We start from the raw sequence: 24,437 nt of genomic DNA, 5'->3' as shown, positions 1-24,437 counted from the left end.
CCCCCAACCTACTCCCTCGCGCGCCGACAGGCCACAATTTTTTGGCGCCTTAACTACGGCAATCGGACACAATCACACATAACCGGTCATTTCCGACCGCTAGCAGTGCCCGAGGCGCCTTGTGCACGCGTGTTGTCGTATTCCTCACCGCCGTCTTCTGCAGATCCCTCAGTCTGCTCGCGGTAGTAACGCGGGTCGACTTCGGCCGGGGTCTCTGGGCCCTTGCGCTGCCTGTCCAGCAAGAAAAAGACGATGAGGCCTGCGATAAAGACAACGGCGGAGACGATGAGGTTTACGCGAACACCAAAGATTTCGGTGGCTTCATCAGAGCGCATGCCTTCGATGAAGAAGCGGCCCAGTGTGTAGCCCACGACGTAAAGAGCGAATACCCGTCCGCGCCCCAGCTTCCATGCCTTGTGTGCCCACAACAGGAACAGGCACACCAGCACGTTCCAGATGAGCTCATACAAAAACGTTGGGTGCACCGAAGCGATGACCTCACCGGTAGAGTGCCCGGAAACCGGCGCGTACTCCCCTGCCTCATCGACACGGTAGTAAATATCCAGCGCCCACGGAACGTCGGTCGGCCGGCCGTAGAGTTCTTGATTGAACCAGTTACCCAACCGGCCAATGCCCTGGGCAAGGATGAGGCCAGGCGCTACCGCGTCCGCAAATGGCGCCAGGGGGATCTTTTTGATCCGGAACATTACCCACAGCGCTACTGCGCTTAAGGCAACCGCGCCCCAAATGCCGAGACCACCATTGGTGACCTTGAGGGCATCGACCGGATTGCAGGTATCACAGAAGTACTTCTGGTTATCCGTGATGACGTGATAGAGCCGCCCGCCCACGATGCCTGCGGGGATAACGACGATGGTCGCGTCCCACACGGTATCGGGATTACCGCCTCGGGATGTGTATCTCCTCAGCGTCATCCACATACCCACAAGGATGCCGGTGATGATGCACAGCGCATACGCATGGATTGGAATGGAGCCAAGATGCCACACCACGCCCTGCGGCGGAGAGGGAATATTTGCAAGATTCTGAGTATGCACGTAGATAGTGTGCCTTATCAGCGTGCCCGTGAGCTAGTTTGGGGTCACTTTTCCTAGGAACTTTTACGCGAGGGGCACGCAGGGTGTTGGCCCGCAGCCACCAGAGAGCGCGCCAAGGCGGTGGGATCCTGGGCCGCCATGACGGATTCACCAACCAATACCGCATCCGCCCCACGGGAGGCATAGTGGAAAAGGTTGCGGGCATTATTCACTCCGCCCACGGCAATGCGCAGGATCGATTCCGGCAACCCCGGGGCAATATCGTTAAAGGCCTCCCGGTTGATCTCATCAGAGGCGAGGGACCAAGCATTGATCGCGATGACGCTACTGCCGGCCTTGATGGCGCGGTTGACCTCCCCGCAGGTTCGCACCTCCACGACGGCGGTCATCCCCAGCGATTCCGCGCGGTCCAAGAGGGCTTCCAATCGGGCTTGTTCTAAAAGCTCGACCTGCAGCGGGATCGCATCGGCGCCAAAGCAGCGGGCTTCGTGAATCTGGTACGGATCCACGATGAGATCGCGCGCCATCATCGGGATATCGATGGCAGCGCGCGCGGCCGCCATATCCTCAAGCGAACCGTTAAAGCGCCGCGTATCCGTCTGGCAGGCCATTAAATGCACGCCGCAGTTCTCAAAGGTGCGCGCCCATTCGGCCATCTGCTCGGCCGAGCCCACGTGGGCGATTTCTCCGGTATAAGGAACTGCGCGTTTAAGTTCAGTAATGACTGAACAACCGGGTTTTAAGAGGGCTGCGCGGGCATCGCGAGGAGGTTCCATATCCCGTGAGCGCGCCTTTATATCTTGGAAAGAAACGCGGGATTCGCGCGCGGCGACATCCTCTAGCACCCCAGCGACCAGGTGATCGACGGCAATGGGTGTGGGCATGAGCACCTCCCTCCGAGCGCGATTAAAATCACACTTAGATTAACGCTATTCGGGGCGTTTCCGGAAACTGCGCTGTGCGAACGGGGCTATTTACGGCCCACATCGGTCGGGTCGATATCGCTATCAAGCGCGTCCCACATCACGCGGCCGGAATCAGATGAGGTCTCCAAATCTTCCGCCAGCTTTTCCTGGCGGGCGGCGGGGGTTTCGTATTTGCTCGACGCCTTGACCTTGTCCTTGCCCGGGTTCTGGGCCAAGAGTACGGCGCCGAAAAATGCCAGTGCTGCCCCGATAATGGCGACGATGGGGCCGAGCTTGGTGACCTCCGTGGAAATGACGGTCGCCCAATCAGAGATTGCGGCTGAATCCACCGCGTTCTCATTCGCGGACGCGCCTTGCAATATTTTTTGCGCGCGCTCGGCATCGGCACCGCTGGTCAGCAGGCTAATGGGACTCCACGCGGCGGCTGCTGCGGCAAGGGCACACACAATGGCCACGATGCGGCGCCCCGTTCGGCGCAGCGCAATCCCCGCGAGGACCCCGGCGAGGAGGACCAGCGTCAATGCCATCAACTCTAGGGACCACGCGGAACCCACGATCTCATTGGTTGCTGAGCCCGATTTATCGTCCTCGCTTACGGCTTTTACCCAGGTGCTGCGGGAAGAAAACCACAGCACTGCCGTGCCCACCGCGATAAGGAGTGGGCCAAGTCGCCTCGTCATTAGGAATCATCCCCTAAAAGAACTGTTGCATCGAAGCAGGTCCGGTCACCGGTGTGGCACGCGGCACCGCGCTGGCGCACGGTCAGCAAGATGGTATCGCCATCGCAATCAAGGCGCACACCAAGCACCTCCTGCGTATGTCCTGAGGTCTCGCCCTTAATCCAATACTCACCGCGCGAGCGCGAGAAGTAGGTGCCCTTGCGCGTGGCCAGCGTGTGTGCGAGCGCGTGGTCATCCATCCAGGCAAGCATCAGTACCTCGCCGGAATCGGCCTGGGCAATAGCTGGCACGAGCCCTTGCTCATTGCGCTTGAGCAGCGCAGCTATCTGTGGGTCTAGCTCATAGTCTGCGGGATTGCTCATCGGCGTACCTCGTATCCGGCATCTGCCAAGGCCTTTTTGACCTCGCCAATTTCTACCTCCCCAAAGTGGAAAATGCTAGCTGCTAGGACGGCATCGGCACCGGCTTCAACGGCGGGTGGAAAGTCCGCTGCCTCGCCCGCTCCGCCGGAGGCAATGACGGGAATATTCACCGTCTCCCGCACCGCGCGCAGAAGCTCGAGGTCGAATCCGGCCTTCGTGCCATCTGCGTCCATGGAGTTTAAGAGGATCTCCCCCACGCCCAGATCGGCGCCGGTGCGGGCCCATTCCACAGCATCGATGCCAGCCGATGTCGTCCCGCCGTGCGTCGTAACTTCAAAGCCCGACGGTGCGTGCGCCGCGTCGGTGCGCCGTGCGTCCACGGATAAGACGATGCACTGCGAGCCGAAGACTTCCGCCAATTCGCGCAGCAGGCTGGGATTGCCAATCGCGGCGGTATTGACCGATACCTTATCCGCGCCAGTACGCAGGAGCTCGCGGACATCGTCAACGCTGCGCACTCCCCCGCCCACGGTGAGGGGGATAAAGACCTGATCGGCGGTGCGGCGTACCACATCGAGCATGGTGGACCGGCCGTGCTTGGACGCGGAGACATCGAGAAAAGTCAGTTCGTCTGCGCCCAATTCCTCATAGCGCGCGGCTAATTCCACGGGGTCTCCTGCATCGCGCAGGTGGGCAAAATTCACGCCCTTGACTACGCGGCCTTGATCCACATCAAGGCACGGGATTATGCGTACGGCTACAGCCATGCGGGGCTTACTCCTTCACAGGTCGGTGGGGTGGGATTAAGTTGAGTGGTGAGATAGGATTTCCAGGATTGTCTCGTGTACCTGCGGGGTACCGGAGACCATACCCCCCGACTTCACGGTCCATGGATTGCCCTCTGGATCCGTGACGATGCCCCCGGCGGCCTTAATAAGGAGCGCTCCCGCCGCGTTATCCCACGGGTGCGGCGAGAAATTAACGGCGCCGTCAAAAACTCCCTGGGCCACGAAGGCACTATCTAGTCCCACCGAGCCCGTCATGCGCGGGCGCAAGCCGGTTTCGCGCAATTCGTGGATTGCCGCAGTGGGAAGATAGGAGGAACAACCCACGTGTCCACGGGCTTCATCCAATTCTGGGGACTCTTCCCCGCCACCGAATCCGCCGGACGGCCCGCCTGCAGAACGCAGCGGCGAACCGTCGCTGGCAACCAAGCGCCTGCCCAAGAGCGGAAAGTCGGAGACAGCCGCGATGGGCTGGCCTTCGTGAACCAGGGCCACCAAGATGCCAGCCATCGGGTTGCCCGCGGAATAGTTTGCGGTCCCATCGATTGGATCGACGACCCACACGGTGTCGTGGATACTACCGCCGGATTCCTCCCCGTAGACCGGGATACCGGTCATCTGCTGCAAGATATCGCGCAGCTGCTTTTCGATGGCCAAGTCCACCTCTGTGGCGAAATCGCCCCGGCTCTTAAAGTGGGCCGGTGGCGCCCCGATGCCGGATCGAAAGATGGGCTCGACCTGGTCAACGGCCGCCTCCGCGAAGGCCACCAACTCGCGCGGATCCATCATCGTTTACTCTTCCTCGGGGTCATAAGGATCGATGGGCACCTCTGCGGGAAGCGGCTCTACCTCTGCCACTACCGCTAGTGCCTCATTCAGGCTGAAGTTTCCCTCATATAGCGCCTTGCCGATGATCGCCGAATCGATGCCCTCATTTTCATACCGAGCCAGCTCGCTAAGATCTGCCAGGGAGGAAATGCCGCCGGAGGCGGTCACCTTGGCATCGGTTGCCATAGCTACCTCGCGCAGTAATTCCACATTGGGCCCAGTCAGCGTCCCGTCCTTGGACACGTCCGTGACCACGAAGCGCTGACATCCTGCGGCATCGAGGCGCTCGAGTACCTCCCAGAGATCCCCGCCATCGGAGACCCAACCATTGCCCTTCGTGCGCCACTCGCCATCTTCTAAACGCACAGCCAAATCCACGGCAACTTTCTCGCCATACTGCCCAAGGATCTTTTCTATCCACTCTGGGTTTTCTAAGGCGGCGGTGCCAATATTGATGCGGTTCGCGCCAGTGGCCAGTGCGCGCTCTACCCCTGCATCATCGCGGATGCCGCCGGTAAGCTCGACATTAATACCGAGTTCTTGGGTAATCCCCGCCATTTGCTCGTGGTTGGAGCCGCGGTTAAAGGCAGCATCGAGATCAACAAAGTGCAGCCACTGGGCGCCTTGGCGCTGCCACTCGAGAGCGGCGTCCCGCGGGGCGCCGTAGACCTTTTCGGTGCCGGCTTCTCCCTGATCCAAGCGCACGGTCTTGCCGCCGACGACATCGACTGCGGGCAAAAGCGTAAAAGTCATGGTTTCATCCTACCTAGAGAGTCTGCATCCAGTTTTCCAGTAGCTGCGCGCCCGCATCTCCGGATTTTTCGGGGTGGAATTGCGTAGCCCAGAGCGCGCCATTTTCCACTGCCGCCACGAATGAATCACCGGCGTGCGTGGACCAGCTCACCAGCGGCGGGCGGGTAATGACGGTTTCTAATTCCCAGCGGCGCACGCCATAGGAATGCACAAAATAAAAACGCTCGTCAGCGCTAAGCCCGGCAAACATGGCGCTGTCATCCGGCATCTCGACGGTATTCCAGCCCATGTGCGGCAAAACATCGGATTGCAGGCGCTCGACCGTCCCCGGCCATTCACCGCAGCCGGTGGAGTGGATGCCGTGCTCGACGCCGGCATCGAAAAGCACTTGCATGCCTACACAAATGCCCATGACCGGCCGTTCGCCTGCTAGGCGCTGGCCGATGACCCTCGGCCCATTTACTGCCTTAAGCCCTTTCATGCAGGCATCGAACGCGCCCACGCCGGGAACCAGCAACCCATCAGCCTCGAGGGCCTGATAAGGATCCGCCGTGACGGTTACCTCCGCCCCGACGCGCTCGAGGGCACGCTGCGCGGAGCGAATATTACCCGCGCCGTAGTCCAATAACACCACCGATTTTGTCATGGGCTATACCTTACGCATTCGACGCAAACGGGTGCGGATATCGTTGGTCTCGCTGATTCGAGTCCGGCCCAAGATGAAGTCCGCCGTGGTGAGGAGCAGCCCGGCGATGAGGATCGCAACCCCCGCTCCGAAGGCGCCGTCGTAGCCGTAGCCGGCCACCATGGCGCCGAGCAAGGTCGAGCCTAAGCCGGTGCCGCTATCGTAGAAAATATTCCAAATGGCCGAAGCCTCCGAAACTCGCTCGCGGGGCAGCCGGTCAAACATGGATAGCAAGGCCTCGTTTTGTGCGATACCGAAGGCGCCACCAAAAAGAACGGCGCCGAGCACCAGCCACCAGATGGAGCTTTCCATAAACAGGGTCAGGGAAATCGTCCCGACGCCGATGATCGCCATGATCTGGCTTGGAATGTACAGGCTACCTGGGGCCCCGGTGCGGTCTGCCACCACGCCGGCGAAATACCGGAAGATCATCGCCGCACCGCCCACGATGGACAGCATGACGCCGGCCAGGCTGGCGCCCTTTGCGGCATCGAGTTCTTGCATTGCGGGGGACAAGAAAGAGGAAATGGCACCGTAGCTCATGGAAAAGGTAGTCAAGGCCAGGGCCGGGACCAGTACCAGCTTCCAGGTGGGAACGCGGATGATATTGACTTCCTCGTCATTATCCTCGGCCAAGGTGACCTTGATCTTGGGGATACGCAGGCACATAGCAAAGCCCAAGAAGCCGATGAGACCGGCGGTGATATAGGTAGAGGCGTATCCTAACGAATCCGCCATGAACAGGCCGAGCGGCAAGAAGATCATCTGCCCCAAGCCTGTGAATACACCAATCATGCCGGTGGCTTTGCCCAACAGACGCACCGGGGAGAGCTCTGCAATCAGCGCGGATTCGGACACGGTGAGAGCGCCGAAGCCCACCCCGCGCATGGCGGAAAATAGCAAGACGATCCAGGCGTCGGTGCCCAGCAGGTGGCCAAAGGCCGGGACGCCTAGGGTAAAGGCGGATAGCGCCATCACGCGCCGGTAGCCCCAGCGACGCAATAGCCACGGGGACATGATCTGCGTGGCTACGGTAAAGGCCATGAAGATACCGGTGGATCCACCCGCCAAAGTCGCGGAACCGCCGGAGTCAATGACGGCCAGCGGGACTACGGGAAGCAGGATGGACCAGGCGCCAAAGGCGGCTGCGATGGCTACCATCGTCGGCGTATAGCCGGGCACCTTCCAAATATTGGTCTCTTGGGATTCGCTCATTTGCTAAAGCCTCCAACCATCCAGGCGATGGCCGCGGCCACGGTAATAACGGCTAAAAGCGCGGCGACGACCGTAAAAAACTTCGAGTCCTGCTGATACGCGGACCAGGCCCCTCCTACCAAGAGGCCCGCCACCAAAAACAGGATAAGGATCATAAACTGCACGGGCTACAGGGCTCCCTTCGTCGAAGGGATGCCATTCTGGCGCGGATCTTGGTCCACGGCAGCACGCAGCGCGCGGGCTACTGCCTTGTATTCCGCCTCGGTCACGTGGTGCGGATCGCGGCCGTAGCGCACGTTGACGTGCAGGGTAATGGCTGCGTGGGTGGCCAGGGATTCGAAGAAGTGGCGGTTAATCACCGTTGCATAGTGCCCGCCGATGACCTGCCACTGCAGGTGCTCCGGCTCGCCATTCATCACGAAGTATGCGCGGCCCGAAAAGTCTGCGACCGCTTCAACCAGCGCTTCATCCATGGGTAGTAATTGGGAGCCGAAGCGGCGAATCCCGGCCTTATCCCCCACGGCTTCACTCAGGGCCTGGCCCAGCACGATGGCGGTGTCTTCCACGGTATGGTGGGCGTCAACCTCCACGTCACCAGTGGCCTTTATCTGCAGGTCAAATAGACCGTGTGTGGCAAATGCGGTAAGCATATGGTCAAAGAACGGCAGCCCAGTGGAAATATCGCTTTTCCCGGTGCCGTCTAGGTCGATGGAAACGGTGATATCCGATTCCGATGTTGCTCTTTGGGCACGCCCCACACGGTTTGTCATATCTCACTCCTTTGAAGTATCCGCTCCTACTGTAGTCGCTAGCTTTTCCGCCGCAGCCAGAAAGGCCGCATTTTCTTCCGGCAGGCCAATGGTCACGCGCAAGTACCCATCAATTCCTACATCGCGGATGAGCACCTCTTCATCGAAGAACTTCTCCCACACGCGGTGCTGGTCCGCAAAATTGCCAAAGAAAAGGAAATTCGATTCGCTCGGCATGACGGTATAACCCATCTCGCGCAGGCGCCCTGCCACCATGTCGCGTTCGGCGGCGATGGTCGCCACGGTGGCGAGGGTATCTGCGCTGTGGCGCAGGGCCACAGTGGCCGCTGCCTGGGATAAGACGGACAGGTGATACGGCAGGCGCACCAGCATGATGGCCTCCACGAAGGCCGGGTCCGCCACGAAGTAGCCCAAGCGCCCTCCGGCAAAGTCGAAGGCCTTCGACATCGTGCGCGAGACCACGAGCTTGGTGGGGTATTTTTCTAACAGGCTCGTCGCGGACGGCGAGTCAGAAAACTCGGCGTAGGCTTCGTCCACGATGACGATGCCGGGGGCGACATCGATAAGCGCGGCAATATCTTCCAGGCTGGTTACCCCACCGGTGGGGTTATTCGGGGTGGTAACAAAGATGACGTCGGGCTGGTGCTCGGCCACTGCTGCCAAGGCACGGTCCATATCGATGGCGAAGTTCTCATCGCGCGGGCACTCTATAAAACGCGTGTGAGTACCGGCAGAAAGGATCGGGTGCATGGAATACGACGGCGTAAATCCCAGCACGCTGCGCCCGGGCCCGCCGAAGGCCTGCAAAAGCTGCTGCAGGATCTCATTGGAACCGTTGGCTGCCCAGATCTGCTCGTAGGTGACATCCACCCCGGTTTGCTGCGAAACATAGCGGGCCAGCTCGGTGCGCAGCTCGACTGCATCGCGCTCTGGGTAGCGGTTCAGCGAGCTGGCACAGCGGCGGACCTCGTCCACGAGGGCATCGACAAGCGCGGACGAGGGCGGGAAAGGATTCTCGTTGGTATTGAGCTGGTAGGCCACCCTCAGCTGCGGGGCGCCATAGGCGGTCTCGCCGCGCAATTCCTCGCGCAGCGGTAGGTCATGTAGCTGGGCCATTTATTTCTCCTCGAATCGGGCGCGGATAGCCTCCCCGTGGGCGGGAAGGCGCTCGGCATTAGCAAAGGCGATGACGTTGGGGGCGATTTCTTCCAGGGCGCCGCGGTCATAATCGATGAGATTGACCGGCCGGAGGAAGGTGTGGGTGGAAAGCCCGGCGGAAAACCGCGCCGTACCCGAGGTAGGCAGCACGTGGTTGGAACCGGCCGAATAGTCCCCCAAAGGCACCGGGGAATACGCCCCGACGAAGATGGCGCCGGCGTGGTTGATGCGCTCTGCCACCGCGTGCGGCTCCGCGGTGTGGATTTCTAAGTGCTCGGCGGCATATGCATTCGCCACGGCGATGGCCGCGTCCACGGAATCCACCAGCACGATGCCGGATTGCTCGCCGGTTAAGGCCTCGGCGGCGCGGGCGGAGTTCTCCGTCGCCGTATAGCGGCGCTCGACTTCTTGTTTCACCTGCTGGGCCACGCTTTCCGATGCCGTGATTAACACGCTTGCCGCCATCGGATCATGCTCCGCCTGAGAGATGAGGTCATAGGCAACGTAGACGGGATACGCGGTCTCATCCGCCAAGATGGCGATTTCGGTCGGGCCGGCCTCCGAATCGGTACCGACCACCCCGCGCACCGCCCTTTTGGCCGCCGCGACAAAGATATTGCCCGGCCCGGTAATCATGTCCACGGGCTCTACGTCCTCTTCCGCATCGCCGTAGGCCAAAAGCGCGACCGCCTGGCCGCCGCCTACGGCCCATACTTCTTCCACGCCCAGCATGTGGCACGTGGCCAAAACCGTAGGGTGTGGCAAGCCACCGTGTTCCTTTTGCGGCGGGGAGGCCACCACCAAGCTGGAGGCACCGGCCTCTTGCGCGGGCACGGTATTCATGATGACTGAGGACGGGTAGACCGCCTTGCCGCCGGGAACATAGAGGCCAACGCGTTCGATGGGGCGGAATACCTCGGTCACCGTGGCGCCGGGGGCCAGCTGAGTGGTGTGCGAATCCGGCTTTTGGTCCGCATGCACGCGGCGCACCCGCGCGATGGAGGCCTCGATGGCCGCGCGCACCTGGGGATCAAGTTCTTCGGCAGCCCGCTCCAGTTCCGCCTGGGGCACGCGCAGTGACGACGGGCGCACCCCATCGAATTGCTCCCCATAATCCAACGCCGCTTGGACGCCTTCGTCGCGCACCTTATTCACCATCGGCACGACGGTGCTCATGACGGAATTGACATCGGTGCCGCCGCGCGGAAGAACGCGGCGCAGCGTGGCGGGGCGGAGCTGTTGACCGCGGAGATCGATGGTTCGAAGCATTCCTGGCTCACTTTCTGGTTGATCACCGTGGGCTATATCTGTAGACAAACCAATATACTATCGCCCAAAGCGGCGCGGGGACACCCTCTTGAGCGATAGACTCAAATCAACTTCCAGCGAAGGCGAGTGTGCGGTGCATGATGATCGAATTTGAATCCACCAGTCTTGAGCGGCACCTGCGCGCCATCGTCCGCGAGCACGATTTTTCCTATTGGGCGCTACCTTCTGGGGAACTCGTTATTTCCCATGGGCAGGAGGGGTCCACGCTGGTGTTTGTGTCGCAGGCCGACGATGCGATCGTCCACCTGCACACCACTCTGCGCGGCGCGGTTGACTTGGGCGAGGCCGCCGCGCTGTCTCGGTTTATCACCATGTGGAACGCCGATTGCCTCTACCCCACCGCCGTGCTGGACTATGACGAGGCCGGGTCGCTAGTACTGAGCGGGCAAAGCCACTTCACCACCGGGTCTGCACCAACGCACGATCAACTAGCCGCGTTCGTGCCCGCCGCACTTAACGGCGCAGAGGTGCTAATTAGCATAGCGACTCGCGAATTTCCGGCCCTGGCCCAAGAGCCCGAGCTTCTGCTGGCACCAGACGGCACCGTCGCACCACCGGCGTTCACCTTGGATTTCCTCGCCGCGGCACTGCCGCAAATAGGCATCGACCGCTTCCATAGCGATGGTGAAATCTGCCTATTTGCCCTAGTCAATTCCATCGCCTGCACCTTTACTCTCGATTCTGGGCCGAGCCTCATCATCACTGGCCGGTGGGATCTGAATGCGGATGAGGACGAGTTCACCCGCTTGTTTCTGATCTGCAATGACTGGAATCTAGCGAGCCACAGCGCCACGGCCTACTGCCGCTCCACCGACGACGGCATCCATGTCCATGTCGATGTGCCGACCCTGACTGGAGCGGGCCTTAACCAAGGCCAGCTGCTGCGGGTTTTAAGCCACAGCCTCGATGCGGTCCTGCACGCAATCGATGACATCGCGCGGGAATTCTGTGGCAGCTCGCCGGTTAAGTGGGCGTAATTACTTCCTGTTGCGCACTGCCGTTTTGAGCAGACTCTTTGCCAGCAGCTTCCCAGTCCGCGTCGGAACTAATAAACGCAGTGCACCAGTAGGAAAACATGGCCAAAAATGGGGCAACCGCCCAGGCCACGGCGGGAGAAAAATTCGGCGCAAATTCCACGACTTCCCCGGGATTCTCCGGCGGGTGCGTCGCGGTGATGCCGCCAAAGACGTAGAAGGAAGCAGCACCGGCGAGGGCGCATAGGCCTACCCACAGCAACATCGTGAGACCGCGCCCGCGGCGCTGGGAAAATGCGGCCAGTCCGAGGCACAGTCCCAAGAAACCCGTGACTAGCGCAAAGGTCATAAATGCGACAAATTGCGCGTTACTTACGGCTTCAATGGCATAGCCCCCACCGTCGACAGCATGGCCGGTCATCGTGGGGCGCATAAAACCCCAGAGTGCGCCACAGATGCCAAAAACAAACAGGGAACACGCGAGGAGCCCCGCACCGAAACCGAGAGTGCGGGGCAAGCGAGCTTGGCGGGAAGACAATTTAGTTACAGAAGGTCCAGTTGTCGCCCTCGCGGCGGAAACGAACGGTGGAGGTATCGGTGCCTTCTGGGTTCGAAACGCTCACGGTAGCGGAGGCATCATCGCCATTGACCACAACGTCATTGATCGATTCCAGCTTGGTGGAGGTAGGGATGGCCTCTAGCTGGTTGGCGAACTCGTTGACCTTGGCATTGCCTTGGCTTTGCTGGCGCATGGAGTTTGCGTATTCCGAAAAGGACTGGCTGGGAAGACTATCGACGTAGTTGAGGTACTGCTGGAAATCCCCGGACTCGCCTTCGCGCACGGCCTTGCAAGCATGGGCAGGCATGTAGCCAAAGTAGTCCTTGACATTGTCAATCTCATGCTGCCCGCGCACCAATTGCTCAATGGCCTGCTTATCGCCGTCGTTTGCTTCTTGACCGCCCTCAATGGGCTTGATGTCCTGTGCGTTGGCGAAGGGATCATCCTCATTCTGCATGGGGTTCGCGTCGGCGCCCTCATCGCCGCCTTCTTCGTCCTTCTCCTTAGTGCCCTCGGTGGCCTTTTTATTGTCCTTTTCTTCCTTTTCCTTCTTTTTGTCCTTATCTGCGTCTTTGTCCTCAGACTTTTTCGCCGATTCCTTCGCAGAGGTCTCAGAAGACGAGGAAGCAGACGAAGACGACGTAGTCTTCGTCGAATCGTCCTCATCGTCCGAGCTACATGCAGCTAAGGCAAGCGGGGCAACCATTGCGACCGCGAAAAGGGACTTCTTTGCAGGGGTCAAAAAGGACAAGGGATAGCTCCTGAATCAATCTTTCGAATGCGAAGCCGCCTCACGACGGGTTCTTTTGTCCCCGCAATCTTAACAATGCAAGTTTGCAAGAGACATTATTGCAGTCTTAAAAGTACCTGTGAGCTATTCCTTGCCGCGCTGAAGCACGTACAATTTCCACTGTGCAACTACATCGCGAGAGCATCATCGAGGCCGCCACGACCCTATTGAATACTTATGGGCTTGCCGATGTCACCATGCGCCGCGTCGCTTCTTCCCTCGGCGTTGCTCCAGGCGCACTGTACTGGCACATCGCCAATAAGCAGGCGCTCATTGCCGCTCTTGCCGAAGATATTATCGCCCCCGTCGCCGGTTCCACGCTGGAAGAAATTAGCCTGCACCTGCGCGAATTGCTCCTAGCCCGGCGCGATGGAGCGGAGGTTGCCATAGCTGGGCTCTCGCAGCCTGATTCCCCGGCTTGGGAGCACCTCGTCGCGCAGTTTAGCTCCGCCACCTGTCCCGATTTCGATGATACCGCCCGCAAGGCCGCCGCCCTTACTGCCGTTCACCTCGTCTTGGGCGCCACGCTGCTCGAACAGTCCCAGCGCCAACTGCTAGAAACCACCGGCGGGACCACCGCGGCCGACTACCGCGCCGATTTGGTGCATGGCGTGCAGATTATCAATGCCGGTTTGCAACACAGCGGGGCGGATTAAAACCCTTCACCCCCCGCGGCGGATTTCCGCCGAGCACAAGCGAGTACGATCTCTGTGCAGCAGCCCTCCCTAGATTGTCACCTCAGAAGAAAGGCCATTTTCGTGTCGTATCCCGCGCATGGCGTATTCATCGATGTCACTGCGGAAAAAATAGTGCTTCACCGCAGCCTGCTCTCCCGCAGCTTGGGCGAGCCTGCCACCGCAGAAATTGCGCTTGATGCCATCGATGACCTGCGCGCCCACGAACCCACCGCCACCGGTTTTGGCTCGCTGTCCCTAGGCAGCGCCGGCAGCATTGCCTTCGCGCCGCACCAGGATCCCCACCGCGTGGCGCGCGCCATCGAGGCGGCACAAAAGGGCGACGCACCGGCGGAAGCCGCAGCCGCACCCGAACCCGCGGCAGCCACGGCCGCAAGCACATCCGCTAAAGAAGAAAACCCAGGGCTTGATTTCGTCGCGCTAGATGTGGAAACCGCCAATGATAATTGGGGCTCCATCTGCCAGATCGGCGCCGTGCGTTACCGCGATGGCCAAGAAACCGCGTCCCAGTCGTGGCTGTGCACCCCTCCCCCAGGCTTGGAGCACTTTGCCGAGATCAATATCTCCATCCACGGGATTACCGCCGCCGATGTCGAAGGAGCCATGCGCTTTGCCACAGCGGCTGCAGAGCTCTTTGACTTCATCGGCAGCGATGTCATCGTCGCGCACAATGTTCAGTTCGATTCTTCCGCGCTGCGCTCCGGATTGCTGGCCGCCGGCGCCGATGTCCCCACCGTCCCACTCGCCTGCTCGCTCGCTTTGTCCCGCGATGCTTCCAAGCAAGGTGTTATTTCGGTGGCCAACCACAAGCTTCCTACCGTCGTGAAGCACCTTGGCGGGGCCTCTTTTACCCACCACGATGCCACCGAGGATGCCCGCGCAGCCGGCACCATCATCACGGGGCTGGCCCAGCGCTTCGGGCATACCGGAAGCATCACCGATCTCTTTACCAGCCGCGAGTTTCGCCTCGGGCGGCTCAAATCCTCAGCCATCCTGCCGGTCCTGCGCGCGCATACCGCGCCCACCTCCGGCGACGATTTGGGCGCCGGCACCGATTTCCGCGATTCCACTCGGTCTGCGGGAACCAGCAAGAAGTCGGCGTCCTCCAACCGGGCGCCGTGGCAGGCCGTTGCCACCCCGGATACCATCCCGGATCCCAATCCCGACGCCGATCCCCATGGCGCGCTCTACGGCCAGCACGTCACCCTAACCGGCGATTTCGAGCCGTACGATAAGGGGATGCTGTGGCAGGGCATCGCCAAGCGCGGCGGGCAAGTGGGCAAAAACGTCACCAAGAAGACTACCCTGCTCGTCGTCGGCGAATGGGCAAAGAAGACCTCCAAGGAAAAGCGCGCCGAAGAGCTGCAGGAAAAGGGCCAGGACATCACCATGTGGTCCGGCGCCCAGCTCTTTTCCGAGCTGGAGCTCGACGCCGAGCCGCCTTTTTAACCCCGCAGGGAACCACCTGGCCATTTCTCCAGTCCAATAGGGGCGGATACGCACTACCTTGGAGAAATCGCCATGACCCTTACGCTCGACGCACCCCGCCCCACCACCACTAATCTGCTGCCGGCGCTGTTCGCGCGGTCGTGGATTAAACACCAGCGGCTTTCCGATGACGGCTTTTGCGACTCCCTCGCCACCATCCAGCTCTCGCCCAATCTGTCGATGGCGCTGGTCTTTCCCGGGCAGCGCACTTTTCGCAGGCTTAGTCACCGCGGGCTCGCTGATCTGGATGTCTCTACCCGCCAGGCGTGGAATTGTGCCTCGCTGAACCTGCAGCGCGCCGCGCTCGACTCGCAGGGCCTGCGCTTTTGGACGCGCCCGGCTCGCTGCGCTCTGCCTGCCGCAGCACCCTATGGCGGCTTGCAAGTCCGCTCCCACGGCGCCCCGATTTCCTCCTGGTTGGCCCACCCGGAAACCTTCACTGTGCTGGATAAACACATGCGCCGACTCATGCGTTCGCATTCTTTGACCTACCTGGTGCCGGATTCCGCGACGGTTTTCGTCTTCGCCCACCTACCCGATGAGTATGCCCGCGACCTCGCGCGCGCCGCCGCCGAACAACTTCCCCGCCATCGCACCGTTTTACATTCGCGCCCGCTAGTATGGTCTAACGGATTTCCCCGCGAATTATGAGAGGAGCACCATGGTGGAAAGCAGGATGTCGCGGCTGAGCAATCAGTACCATGCCTGGACCCGCAGCCACCCCACGGCGGCGGAGGATTTTCGCACCGCCATCGAGGACCTGCTCAATGACGCCGGCATCATCTTTGACCGGGTATCGACCCGCGTCAAGACGTGGTCCTCACTCAAGCGCAAGGCCAAGAAGCGGGGCGAGGGCGGCGATTTTATCTACCCCGCCCCGTGGGACGATATCCACGATGTCATGGGCGTGCGCGTTACTCTGTACCACTCCACCATTATCCCCAATGCGCTAGACGTGCTGGGCGAGTCCTTCAAGGTCGTGCGTTCCGTGGATAAGGCGGCCGAGACCCGCATTTCCGGCGGCTTTGGCTACGGTTCCCACCACCTGGTGCTCACCGTGACGGACGACAGCGCGGCGGCCATGGAGGAGCTCGCCGATTTCGTGGGCTGGACCTTTGAGGTGCAAATTCGCACCGTGCTGCAGCACGCATGGGCGGAATTCGAACACGATATCCGCTATAAGCAGGGCCCTACCCCGCCCTCGCCCGAGGTCGACCGCCTGTTTACGCTGGCCGCCGGCCTCATCGAATTGGCCGATCAGCAATTCGATGAGATCGCCGCGCTCAAGGCCCCTCGCACGGAGGGGGATACGGACGTGGAGCTTACCCCGGAAACCCTGCCTGGCGTCCTGGCCATCATTTTGGGCAATCGCTTCCCGCTTTCGCGCTCGGAGCACTACCGCTTCCTCGCGGAAATCTTGGAGGAAAACGATATCCGATCCTTGGACCAGCTCGAGCAGCTGCTTGACGATGACGCCATTGCCCACGTCCACGACACCATGCGCTACCGCTTTCGGCCAGGCCAAGTGCGCCTTATCGATGATCTGTTGCTCAATAAGTTTGGCAAGCAGCACATCGAGGCCACCGCAGAATCCGGCGACCGCGCCGGCCGACGGCGCCGCCTGAACGCGCGCCTTAAGGCGCTGCGCGCAAACTCTTAGCGGAATCCGCCGCGGAATTTTTCCATGTCGCGGCGCTCCTTCTTCGTCGGCCGACCCGCGCCGCGGGGGCGCACCGGTACGGCGGGCTGGAATTCCTTGGGCGGTGGCGGAGGCGCGTGATCGGTATAGCAGGTGCGCGCCACCGGCGCGCCCACGCGCTTGGCAACGGTAGCCAGCACCTCCAAGTCGTGCTCGTGGTGGTTGCGCCACACGCGCACCCTATCGCCTGGCACGACTTGTTGGGCGGGTTTTACCGCCTCACCATTAATTTTCACGTGCCCAGCGCGCACCGCGGTGGCTGCGGCGGAGCGGGTTTTGAACATGCGCACCGCCCATACCCAAGCATCAATGCGGACGGGGCGGCCGCTTGGCTGCGGGGTAGGCATTAATAATTATTGTGGTTCTCGTTGACGATTTTGCGGATCTTCAACCAGTTATATCCACCACCCACCACGGCGATAATAAGGCCCAAAATCATCCAAGCGGCAAAATTAGCAGAAAGCACACCTAATACGACTCCTGCACCAACACCACCGGCAACGGAAATAACGGCGTTGCGGGAGTGCTTGCGCACCTGCTGCTTGCGCTGCGCAATGGGGTTATTCGGTCGCTGCTGCATAGTCATGCTCCAGATCCTACCTCAACCCAGGCAGAACCTGCTTCGCGCGCGCTGATTTCGCCTTGGGAAAGCGCCGCGAGCATCGCCTGGAGCTCATCGAGCCCACCCGGGCGCACGGCCACGGTAAAAGTCACGGCGGCGCCGTATTCGGTGTCGGTGATGTCGATGCCGCGCCCGCGCAAATCCACCTCGAGGCGCCCGGCCGTGGCGTGCGGGCATTCCACCGTATAAAGCTCCCGGCGCGCCCGTGTGACCGCCTCGACCTTCTCCATGGCCTCGCTCACCGCCCCGCCGTAGGCATGCACGAGCCCGCCCGCGCCCAGCTTGATGCCGCCGAAATAACGCACGACCACCGCACAAATATCGAGCATTCCAGAGCCCTTCACCACATCCAGCATGGGCTTTCCAGCCGTCCCGGAAGGCTCGCCATCATCGGAGGAGCGCTCCACGGGGTTCGCGTCGTCGACGTGGTAGACATAGGCGGAGCAATAGTGGCGGGCATCGGGAAAGCGCTGGCGGGCGGCATCGATAAACGCCCGTGCTTCTTCCTCATTTGTCACCCGGCCGATCAAGGTAATGAACCGCGAGCGTTTGATCTCAATTTCGTGCTCCACCTGGCCGGTGGGGCGCCGATACGAATCGCGCATTAGGCCACCAAGAAATCGTACTCGGGGGTATTCGGCTGCAGGTGCTGCACCGAAATCTTGGACTCAGCCATTCGCTCCTTCAGCCCTGCCAGGTCTTCGGCACGGCTGAGCTGTATGCCCACCAGCGCGGCACCGGTCTCGCGGTTATTGCGCTTGAGATATTCAAAGAGCGTGATGTCATCGCTAGGCCCCAGGATTTCAGACAGGAAGTGGCGCAGCTGGCCCGGTTCCTGCGGGAAATTGACCAAGAAGTAGTGCTTCAGGCCGCGGTGCACCAGCGAGCGCTCCATGATTTCGGCGTAGCGCAGCACGTCATTATTGCCCCCAGAAATCACGCAGACCACCGTCGAACCCGGCTCCAGCGGCACCCGCTGCAGCCCAGCCACGGACAGCGCACCGGCGGGCTCGGCGATAATCCCCTCATTCTGGTACAGGTTGAGCAGGTCCGTGCACACCGCTCCCTCAGAGACGGTGTCCCAGTGCAGGCGCGATTGGTTGGCCTCCAAAATCTCATACGGCAGCGAACCCAGGCGCTTGACCGCCGCGCCATCGACAAAAGGATCCACGCTATCGAGCGCCACCGGCCCGCCGTTGCGGAAGGCTGCTCTTAGCGATGCCGCCCCTTCCGGCTCCACTCCTACCACCTTGGCGTGCGGTGCCATATCCGCCATATAGGAGGTGATGCCAGAAATCAGCCCGCCGCCGCCGACGGGAACGACGATGGTATCGACCGAGGCGCCCTTTGCCGAAAGCTGTGCCAAGACCTCCGCAGCAACGGTGCCCTGGCCGATGATCGTATCGCGGGCATCGAAGGGCTCGATGAAGGTGGCGTGGCGCTCGGCGGCATCGGCATGCGCGGCGGCCGCAGCCTCGTCGAAGTTGGCCCCCACAACCACGAGCTCCACCTGGTCCCCGCCATGCACGTGGATGCGATCGCGCTTTTGCATGGGCGTGGGTTCTGGAACGAAAATCTTGCCCGGAATCCCCATGGTGCGGCATGCATAGGCCACGCCCTGAGCATGGTTGCCTGCCGATGCCGTCACGATGCCCCGCTCCCGCTCCTCCTGCGACAGGCTGGAGATGCTGTTGAGCGCGCCGCGAATCTTATACGAGCGCACGTCCTGGAGATCTTCACGCTTCAAATAGACCTCACAGCCCGTTTCCGCAGAAAGCCGGGGGCAATACTGCAGCGGCGTCGGCGCGATTTCGGAGCTGATGCGTGCCTGTGCCTGCTGGATATCGGATGCGTGGATGGTCGAATCAGTCATGACTTAACAGTCTACCGATTTACTGGAAATTCACTGTCCTTTAGTTGCACCGTTACCTACATCAGCAATAGTGGACATAACCACAAGAAAGGACAAACTATGCTTAAGCGCATCTTGCTCTGCGTTACCTCCTCGCACGCCCGCATTGTGGATAGCGTGCTGGAGCACTCCGCGCCCAGATCCACACTGCAGCTGCCCCTCATCGGTTCCCTTGAATGCAGAGTATTGGAACCGACGACGAATGCTCTCAAGCAGCTGGGCGTGCGCTTCTAAACCCTCAATAATTTAGCCGCTCCGGAGTTCCGGAGCGGCTTTGTACGTTTTAGAAGAGTTCGCGGGAAGCGATATCGGCGCCCTCCACTAGGGATTGCAGCTTCGCCCATGCAATCTGGGGGTGCAGGCGGCCGCCCAGGCCGCAGTCGGTCGACGCAATGACGTTTTCTGGGCCGACTACCTCCGCAAACTGGATGATACGATCGGCCACAAGGCGCGGGTGTTCTACCGCGTTGGTCGAGTGCGAGACCACGCCCGGGTAAATCACGGTGCCTTCCGGCAACGCGTGGTCTTGCCAGACGCGCCACTCGTGCCCGTGGCGTGGCGAAGCGGCCTCGAAGGAGAAACCGCCGACCTTGGCGCGCAGGATTTCTTCGATGATATCTGCAAATGGCACGTCGGTGACGTGCGGGCCGTGCCAGGAGCCCCAGCAGATATGCAGGCGCGTTTGGTCCTTGGGCAGGCCGGCGATGGAATCATTCAGGACGTCGATACGCTCGCGGATAAAACCACGGAAGTCCTCGACCGACGGCTCCGGGTTGATTTGGTCCCAGGCCTCGGCCAGGTCGGGGGCGTCGAATTGCACAGTCAGCCCAGCATCGGTGATGGCCTGGTATTCGGTGCGCATGGCTCGGCCGACGTCGGCAAGCAGCTCATGCTCATCGTCATAGTAGCGGTTGGTCAGTCGTGCGGCCGAGCCAGGCGAAAGGGCGGCGATGAACCCGGGGGTGTCGGCTGGGAGGGCGTCGGCAAGCAGGCGAACATCGGCGGCGACCTCGTCCTGGCCGATGTAGGTTACCGGTCCGGTGAACTCTGGGTTCGCCACCTTGGCGCGGCCGGTGAAGATGCCAGAATCCGGATCATTATAGGCCTCCGAGAACAACGCGCGGTCGCGGCGATCAATAAACGACGTCAGCCGCGGCTCACCCGGCTTGGAGCGGACCACCTCGGCCGATTCCCAGCGGTCGGTATCCGTCATCGTCAGCCCGCCCAGGCGGCTAAACGAATAATTCCACCACGCGCCATAATCCACCGCACCGGAGGTAATGTGGCCGTACTCGCCCTCGCTAATGATGTCGAGGCCAAGGTCGAGCTGCCGCTTGACGACGTCCGCTACCGCAGCCTCCAAAATCCCCTGGAACTCCGCGGCTGGCAGCTCCTCGCGCTTCAGGTTGGCTTCCAACAGCTCCGGGGTGCGCGGCAACGAGCCGACATGAGTGGTGCGAATCTTGTTAACCATCAGGTTTCCTCCATCGATATAGACTGTACTGTCTAGATTAGTGGAGGGTGCCTGCCGCCGCTGAGTTTAAATTCAGCCTAATATGCCCGCACCCATGGTGGCCTTCAGGTCTCCCATGAGGTTGCCGGATCGTTCCACGCGGAGGTGCTCACCGAGGACCATGGTGGTGGATTGGTCGCCCTCGACAAGTTCAAGGTACACATCGGACTCACCGTGGTTTTTGACCAAGACCTGCTTGAGTCGGGCGATATTTTCCATCGTGCACTGGTCCGTGCGCATGGTCAGGCGCAGTGGCAGGCTTGCGCCACCGCCCGGGCCCAACTCGGGAACGCGAATATCGGAGCAAAACAGCGACCGGCGCTCATCGCGCACCTTGACATTGACGCGCGCCAAGATGATGTTGTCCTCCACAATATGCGGCGCTGCCAGCGAGTAGACCTTATTGAATACCAAGATCTCTACCTGCGCGCCGTTGTGGTCTTCTACCGTAACAATGGCCCAGGGGGAACCATCGCGCTTAGAAAAGCGTCGGTCCACACCGGAGATGATGCCGCCGATGATTAGTTCCTGCCCATTGTGCACCTCATCGTTAAGGATCTTGGTCAGCGGCGTATTGGTCTGCGCTGCGAGGGCCTCTTCAAACCCATCGAGTGGGTGGCCAGAGACGTAGAGCCCCAGCATCTCTCGCTCTAGCGCCAACTCGTGTTTGCGGTCCCACGAGTCGTCCGGAACATCAATGGCAAAGGCGCCCTCTGAGGAAGCATCGTCGCCGCCGCCGAATCCGGCAAAGAGGTCGAATTGCCCCTTATCCGCCGCCTTCTTGGTGGTCTGCACGGCATCGACGGCGTCCTCGTGAATCAGCATGAGGCCCTTGCGCGGCTGCTGGAAATCATCAAAGGCGCCGGCCTTGATCAGCGCCTCGGTCACGCGCTTGGAACACGCAGCCAAGTCGATCTTGTCAAGGTAATCACTAAAGGACGTAAACGCCCCCTTTGCTTTGCGGGAGGCAATGATGGATTCGACGACTTCCGAGCCCACATTGCGGATAGCGCCCATGCCGAAGCGGATATCCTCGCCCACAGCTTGGAAGTCTTCTTCGGATTCATTCACCGAGGGTGGCAAAACGTTAATGCCCAAGTGGCGGCAGTCCGACAGGTAGATGGCGGATTTATCCTTCTTATCGCCCACAGAGGTCAACAGCGCTGCCATGTATTCCGGCGCGTAGTAGGCCTTAAGATAGGCCGTCCAGAACGAGACCAACCCGTAGCCCGCGGCGTGGGACTTATTAAACGCGTACGACGCGAAGGGCTCGATGGTCCCCCACAGCGCATCCATGGCAGATTTAGAGTAGCCATTTTCTTGCATGCCGCCCCAGAATTTATCGTACTGCTGGGCTAGGACCTCGGGCTTTTTCTTACCCATCGCCTTACGGAACCCGTCTGCCTCACCGGCGGTGTAGTTCGCCACCTTCTGCGAGATACGCATGATCTGCTCCTGGTAGACGATGAGACCATACGTCTCATCCAGGATTTCCTTCAGCGGCTCTTCGAGCTCAGGGTGAATCGGGGTGATTTCCTTGCGCCCGTTCTTGCGGTCGGCGTAGTCCCAGTGGGCATTCACACCCATCGGGCCGGGGCGGTACAGGGCCAAGGAGGCCACGATGTCTTTGAAGCCGGTAGGCTTCATGCGCTTGAGCAGCTCCTGCATACCGCCGGAGTCCAGCTGGAACACGCCCAAGGTATCCCCGCGCGAGAGCAGGTCATAGACCTTGGAGACCTTGGGGTCATCGGCATGCAGCTGCTCGAGTTGCACTTCCTCGCCGCGGTTGCGCTTGATGTTTTCGATGGCATCACCAATAACGGTGAGGTTGCGCAGGCCCAAAAAGTCCATCTTCAGCAGGCCAATGGCCTCGCAGGCGGGGTAATCCCAGCCAGTGATATAGGCGCCATCGGCAGGCCGCTTCCACATCGGGATGTGGTCCATCAACCGCACGGAGGCCATAATCACCGCACAGGCGTGCACACCAGCCTGGCGAACGACGCCCTCCAAACCGCGCGCGGTGTCATAAATCTTTTTCACATCCGGGTCGGTTTCCACCATCTGGCGGACCTCGGCGGCCTCGGAATAGCGCTCGTGGTCGGGGTCAGTAATGCCCCGCAGCGGAATATCCTTCGCCATAATCGCCGGCGGCAGCGCACCGTTGATGCGGTCGGCCATCTGGAAGCCCGGCTGGCCAAAGTGCACCTTAGCGGAGTCCTTAATGGCCTGCTTGGTTTTCACCGTGCCGAAGGTAATAACCTGGGCAACCTTGTCCTCGCCCCAGCGCTCGGCGGCGTAGGTAATCATCTCGCCGCGGCGGCGGTCGTCGAAGTCGATATCGATATCGGGCGCGGACGGGCGCTCGGGGTTCAAAAAGCGCTCGAAGAGCAGGTCGTGTTCCAGCGGATCAATATTGGTAATGGTCAGCGCGTAGGCCACGAGCGCGCCCGCCGCAGAACCACGGCCGGGCCCCACGCGGATGCCTACAGAACGCGCGTATTTAATAAGTTCCGCCACGATGAGGAAGTAGGACGGGTAGCCCTTCATCTCAATCACGGAAATCTCGTACTTGGCGCGCTCGATGTAGTCCTCGGGCACCTCGCGCCCGGGGAACCGTCGCTGCAGCCCCTCCATTACCTCGTGGGTCAGCCAGGAGGTGGGCGTGTGGCCCTCGGGGACATCGGCAATGGGCATGCGGTCGTGGGTGTGTTCTTCCCACACCTCGCTGTAGTCCTGGACGCGCTCGGCAATCCACAGGGTGTTATCGCAGCCATCCGGAATCAGGTCGTCCCAAGTATCGCGCATCTGCGCGGCGGACTTGATGTAGTAGCCGGTACCGCCGAACTTGAAGCGGTCTGGGTCCATGAACGTCTTACCGGTTTGCACGCACAGCATGGCCTCGTGCGCGGGCGCCTGGGATTCCAGCACGTAGTGGCAGTCATTGGTTACCAGCGGTGGCAGGTCCAGCTTGCGGCCGATTTCGAGCAGCCCATCGCGCGTGCGCTTTTCGATGTCCAACCCATGGTCCATCAACTCCAAGAAGAAGTTGTCCTTGCCATAGATGTCTTGCCACATGGCCGCGGCCTCGAGCGCCTCGTTGAATTGGCCGAGGCGTAGGCGGGTCTGCACGTCGCCGGAGGGGCAGCCGGTGGTGGCGATGATGCCATCGGCATGCTCGGCGATGAGCTCCGCATCCATGCGCGGCCACTTGCCCAGCTGGCCCTCGTAGGAGGCGAGCGAGGACAGCGTGAACAGGTTGCGTAGCCCGGTGGCGTTTTCTGCGATCATCGTCTGGTGCAAATACGCGCCCGAGGCGGAGACATCATCGCGTTTTTGGTCAGGAGTGCCCCACAGCACGCGCTTTTTATTAAAGCGCGATTCCGGAGCCATGTAGGCTTCGATGCCGATGATGGGCTTGACCCCGGCGCTGGTCATGCGCTTATAAAAGGCATCGGATCCATACATATTGCCGTGGTCTGTCATGCCCACGGCGGGCATGTTTTGCTTGACCACCTCATCAGCCAACATATCGACCTTGGCCATGCCGTCCAGCATGGAGAACTCGGTATGGTTATGTAGGTGGACGAAGGAGGAATTTTTGGCCATGCGGTCATCTTAGCGGGGCGGTCAAGATGA

27 protein-coding genes are annotated in these 24,437 nt (G+C 60.8%); 6 read left to right on the top strand and 21 right to left on the bottom strand.

Annotated elements, in window-relative coordinates:
* Positions 1-86: 86 nt before the first annotated feature.
* The 13 genes from lgt to hisD all read right to left on the bottom strand — a co-directional run bounded on the left by lgt (position 87) and on the right by hisD (position 10,489).
* Complete coding sequence (gene lgt, locus QP908_RS00195; RefSeq protein WP_284771419.1) at positions 87-1,058, bottom strand: prolipoprotein diacylglyceryl transferase; 972 nt, start codon at positions 1,056-1,058, stop codon at positions 87-89.
* Between the two features lie 53 nt (positions 1,059-1,111).
* Positions 1,112-1,942, bottom strand: a complete 831-nt coding sequence (locus QP908_RS00190) for an indole-3-glycerol phosphate synthase TrpC (protein ID WP_284771418.1) — start codon at positions 1,940-1,942, stop codon at positions 1,112-1,114.
* Positions 1,943-2,028: 86 nt separating this feature from the next.
* Positions 2,029-2,664, bottom strand: a complete 636-nt coding sequence (locus QP908_RS00185; RefSeq protein WP_284771417.1) for a TIGR02234 family membrane protein — start codon at positions 2,662-2,664, stop codon at positions 2,029-2,031.
* Entirely contained in the window at positions 2,664-3,026 is a 363-nt protein-coding gene (gene hisI, locus QP908_RS00180) for a phosphoribosyl-AMP cyclohydrolase (protein WP_284771416.1), read from the bottom strand. The genes QP908_RS00185 and hisI overlap by 1 nt, the downstream gene beginning before the upstream one ends.
* Positions 3,023-3,793 carry an imidazole glycerol phosphate synthase subunit HisF gene (hisF, locus tag QP908_RS00175; protein ID WP_284771415.1) on the bottom strand — a complete coding sequence of 257 codons (771 nt, stop codon included), beginning with the start codon at positions 3,791-3,793 and terminating at the stop codon, positions 3,023-3,025. The genes hisI and hisF overlap by 4 nt, the downstream gene beginning before the upstream one ends.
* Before the next feature lie 36 nt (positions 3,794-3,829).
* Positions 3,830-4,600 (bottom strand): inositol monophosphatase family protein, encoded by a 771-nt coding sequence (locus tag QP908_RS00170; protein WP_284771414.1) that lies wholly within the window; start codon positions 4,598-4,600, stop codon positions 3,830-3,832.
* A 3-nt stretch (positions 4,601-4,603) separates the two neighbouring features.
* Positions 4,604-5,392, bottom strand: coding sequence for a bifunctional 1-(5-phosphoribosyl)-5-((5-phosphoribosylamino)methylideneamino)imidazole-4-carboxamide isomerase/phosphoribosylanthranilate isomerase PriA (gene priA, locus QP908_RS00165; RefSeq protein WP_284771413.1), 789 nt, complete (start codon positions 5,390-5,392; stop codon positions 4,604-4,606).
* Positions 5,393-5,405: 13 nt separating this feature from the next.
* Positions 5,406-6,038, bottom strand: coding sequence for an imidazole glycerol phosphate synthase subunit HisH (hisH, locus tag QP908_RS00160; RefSeq protein WP_284771412.1), 633 nt, complete (start codon positions 6,036-6,038; stop codon positions 5,406-5,408).
* A 3-nt stretch (positions 6,039-6,041) separates the two neighbouring features.
* Positions 6,042-7,292 carry an MFS transporter gene (locus QP908_RS00155; RefSeq protein ID WP_284771411.1) on the bottom strand — a complete coding sequence of 417 codons (1,251 nt, stop codon included), beginning with the start codon at positions 7,290-7,292 and terminating at the stop codon, positions 6,042-6,044.
* Positions 7,289-7,447 carry a CG2302 family histidine operon protein gene (locus tag QP908_RS00150; RefSeq protein ID WP_034659193.1) on the bottom strand — a complete coding sequence of 53 codons (159 nt, stop codon included), beginning with the start codon at positions 7,445-7,447 and terminating at the stop codon, positions 7,289-7,291. The genes QP908_RS00155 and QP908_RS00150 overlap by 4 nt, the downstream gene beginning before the upstream one ends.
* Positions 7,448-7,459: 12 nt before the next feature.
* Entirely contained in the window at positions 7,460-8,062 is a 603-nt protein-coding gene (hisB, locus tag QP908_RS00145; RefSeq protein WP_284771410.1) for an imidazoleglycerol-phosphate dehydratase HisB, read from the bottom strand.
* A gap of 3 nt (positions 8,063-8,065) precedes the next feature.
* A complete protein-coding gene (locus QP908_RS00140; protein WP_284771409.1) occupies positions 8,066-9,178 on the bottom strand; it encodes a histidinol-phosphate transaminase in 1,113 nt (370 codons plus the stop codon).
* Positions 9,179-10,489, bottom strand: coding sequence for a histidinol dehydrogenase (gene hisD / locus QP908_RS00135; protein ID WP_284771408.1), 1,311 nt, complete (start codon positions 10,487-10,489; stop codon positions 9,179-9,181).
* Positions 10,490-10,626: 137 nt separating this feature from the next.
* Between hisD and QP908_RS00130 the strand changes: the two genes are divergently transcribed.
* Entirely contained in the window at positions 10,627-11,526 is a 900-nt protein-coding gene (locus QP908_RS00130; protein WP_284771407.1) for a YbjN domain-containing protein, read from the top strand.
* On the opposite strand, the gene QP908_RS00125 is transcribed toward QP908_RS00130, so the two are convergent.
* Positions 11,513-11,956, bottom strand: a complete 444-nt coding sequence (locus tag QP908_RS00125; protein WP_284771406.1) for a hypothetical protein — start codon at positions 11,954-11,956, stop codon at positions 11,513-11,515. The two genes, QP908_RS00130 and QP908_RS00125, sit on opposite strands and share 14 nt — an antisense overlap.
* Positions 11,957-12,062: 106 nt before the next feature.
* Positions 12,063-12,833: a hypothetical protein gene (locus QP908_RS00120; protein ID WP_284771405.1), complete on the bottom strand. Its 771-nt coding sequence runs from the start codon at positions 12,831-12,833 to the stop codon at positions 12,063-12,065.
* 161 nt (positions 12,834-12,994) lie between these two features.
* Here QP908_RS00120 and QP908_RS00115 point away from each other — a divergent pair, with 161 nt between their 5' ends.
* The 4 genes from QP908_RS00115 (at position 12,995) to QP908_RS00100 (ending at position 16,715) form a co-directional block, all read left to right on the top strand.
* Positions 12,995-13,528: a TetR family transcriptional regulator gene (locus QP908_RS00115; protein ID WP_023022998.1), complete on the top strand. Its 534-nt coding sequence runs from the start codon at positions 12,995-12,997 to the stop codon at positions 13,526-13,528.
* 102 nt (positions 13,529-13,630) lie between these two features.
* Positions 13,631-15,016, top strand: a complete 1,386-nt coding sequence (locus QP908_RS00110; protein ID WP_284771404.1) for a 3'-5' exonuclease — start codon at positions 13,631-13,633, stop codon at positions 15,014-15,016.
* Positions 15,017-15,088: 72 nt separating this feature from the next.
* Positions 15,089-15,706 carry a hypothetical protein gene (locus QP908_RS00105; RefSeq protein ID WP_284771403.1) on the top strand — a complete coding sequence of 206 codons (618 nt, stop codon included), beginning with the start codon at positions 15,089-15,091 and terminating at the stop codon, positions 15,704-15,706.
* Positions 15,707-15,716: 10 nt separating this feature from the next.
* Positions 15,717-16,715 (top strand): GTP pyrophosphokinase, encoded by a 999-nt coding sequence (locus QP908_RS00100; protein ID WP_284771402.1) that lies wholly within the window; start codon positions 15,717-15,719, stop codon positions 16,713-16,715.
* Here QP908_RS00100 and QP908_RS00095 read toward each other — a convergent pair.
* From QP908_RS00095 to ilvA, 4 genes are read right to left on the bottom strand one after another with little or no spacing between them, the layout of a single operon-like run.
* Positions 16,712-17,101, bottom strand: coding sequence for an RNA-binding S4 domain-containing protein (locus QP908_RS00095; RefSeq protein WP_284769542.1), 390 nt, complete (start codon positions 17,099-17,101; stop codon positions 16,712-16,714). The genes QP908_RS00100 and QP908_RS00095 overlap by 4 nt on opposite strands.
* Positions 17,101-17,340, bottom strand: a complete 240-nt coding sequence (locus QP908_RS00090) for a hypothetical protein (RefSeq protein ID WP_284769541.1) — start codon at positions 17,338-17,340, stop codon at positions 17,101-17,103. Before QP908_RS00090 ends, QP908_RS00095 begins: the two co-directional genes overlap by 1 nt.
* Positions 17,337-17,981, bottom strand: coding sequence for a YigZ family protein (locus QP908_RS00085; protein WP_284771401.1), 645 nt, complete (start codon positions 17,979-17,981; stop codon positions 17,337-17,339). Before QP908_RS00085 ends, QP908_RS00090 begins: the two co-directional genes overlap by 4 nt.
* Positions 17,981-19,249 carry a threonine ammonia-lyase IlvA gene (gene ilvA, locus QP908_RS00080; protein ID WP_284771400.1) on the bottom strand — a complete coding sequence of 423 codons (1,269 nt, stop codon included), beginning with the start codon at positions 19,247-19,249 and terminating at the stop codon, positions 17,981-17,983. Before ilvA ends, QP908_RS00085 begins: the two co-directional genes overlap by 1 nt.
* A gap of 99 nt (positions 19,250-19,348) precedes the next feature.
* On the opposite strand from ilvA, the gene QP908_RS00075 reads away from it, so the two are divergent.
* Positions 19,349-19,522 (top strand): hypothetical protein, encoded by a 174-nt coding sequence (locus QP908_RS00075; RefSeq protein ID WP_284771399.1) that lies wholly within the window; start codon positions 19,349-19,351, stop codon positions 19,520-19,522.
* 49 nt (positions 19,523-19,571) lie between these two features.
* Here QP908_RS00075 and QP908_RS00070 read toward each other — a convergent pair whose 3' ends face one another.
* Entirely contained in the window at positions 19,572-20,762 is a 1,191-nt protein-coding gene (locus tag QP908_RS00070; RefSeq protein WP_284771398.1) for a cobalamin-independent methionine synthase II family protein, read from the bottom strand.
* A gap of 72 nt (positions 20,763-20,834) precedes the next feature.
* A complete protein-coding gene (dnaE, locus tag QP908_RS00065; RefSeq protein ID WP_284771397.1) occupies positions 20,835-24,407 on the bottom strand; it encodes a DNA polymerase III subunit alpha in 3,573 nt (1,190 codons plus the stop codon).
* Between the last annotated feature and the right edge of the window lie 30 nt (positions 24,408-24,437).

Origin of the sequence: Corynebacterium sp. MSK204 (assembly GCF_030229885.1) — a bacterium.
Taxonomy (GTDB): domain Bacteria; phylum Actinomycetota; class Actinomycetes; order Mycobacteriales; family Mycobacteriaceae; genus Corynebacterium.
The sequence above is the reverse complement of the archived record's forward strand: the minus strand, read 5'-3'. Positions and strand labels throughout refer to the sequence as shown.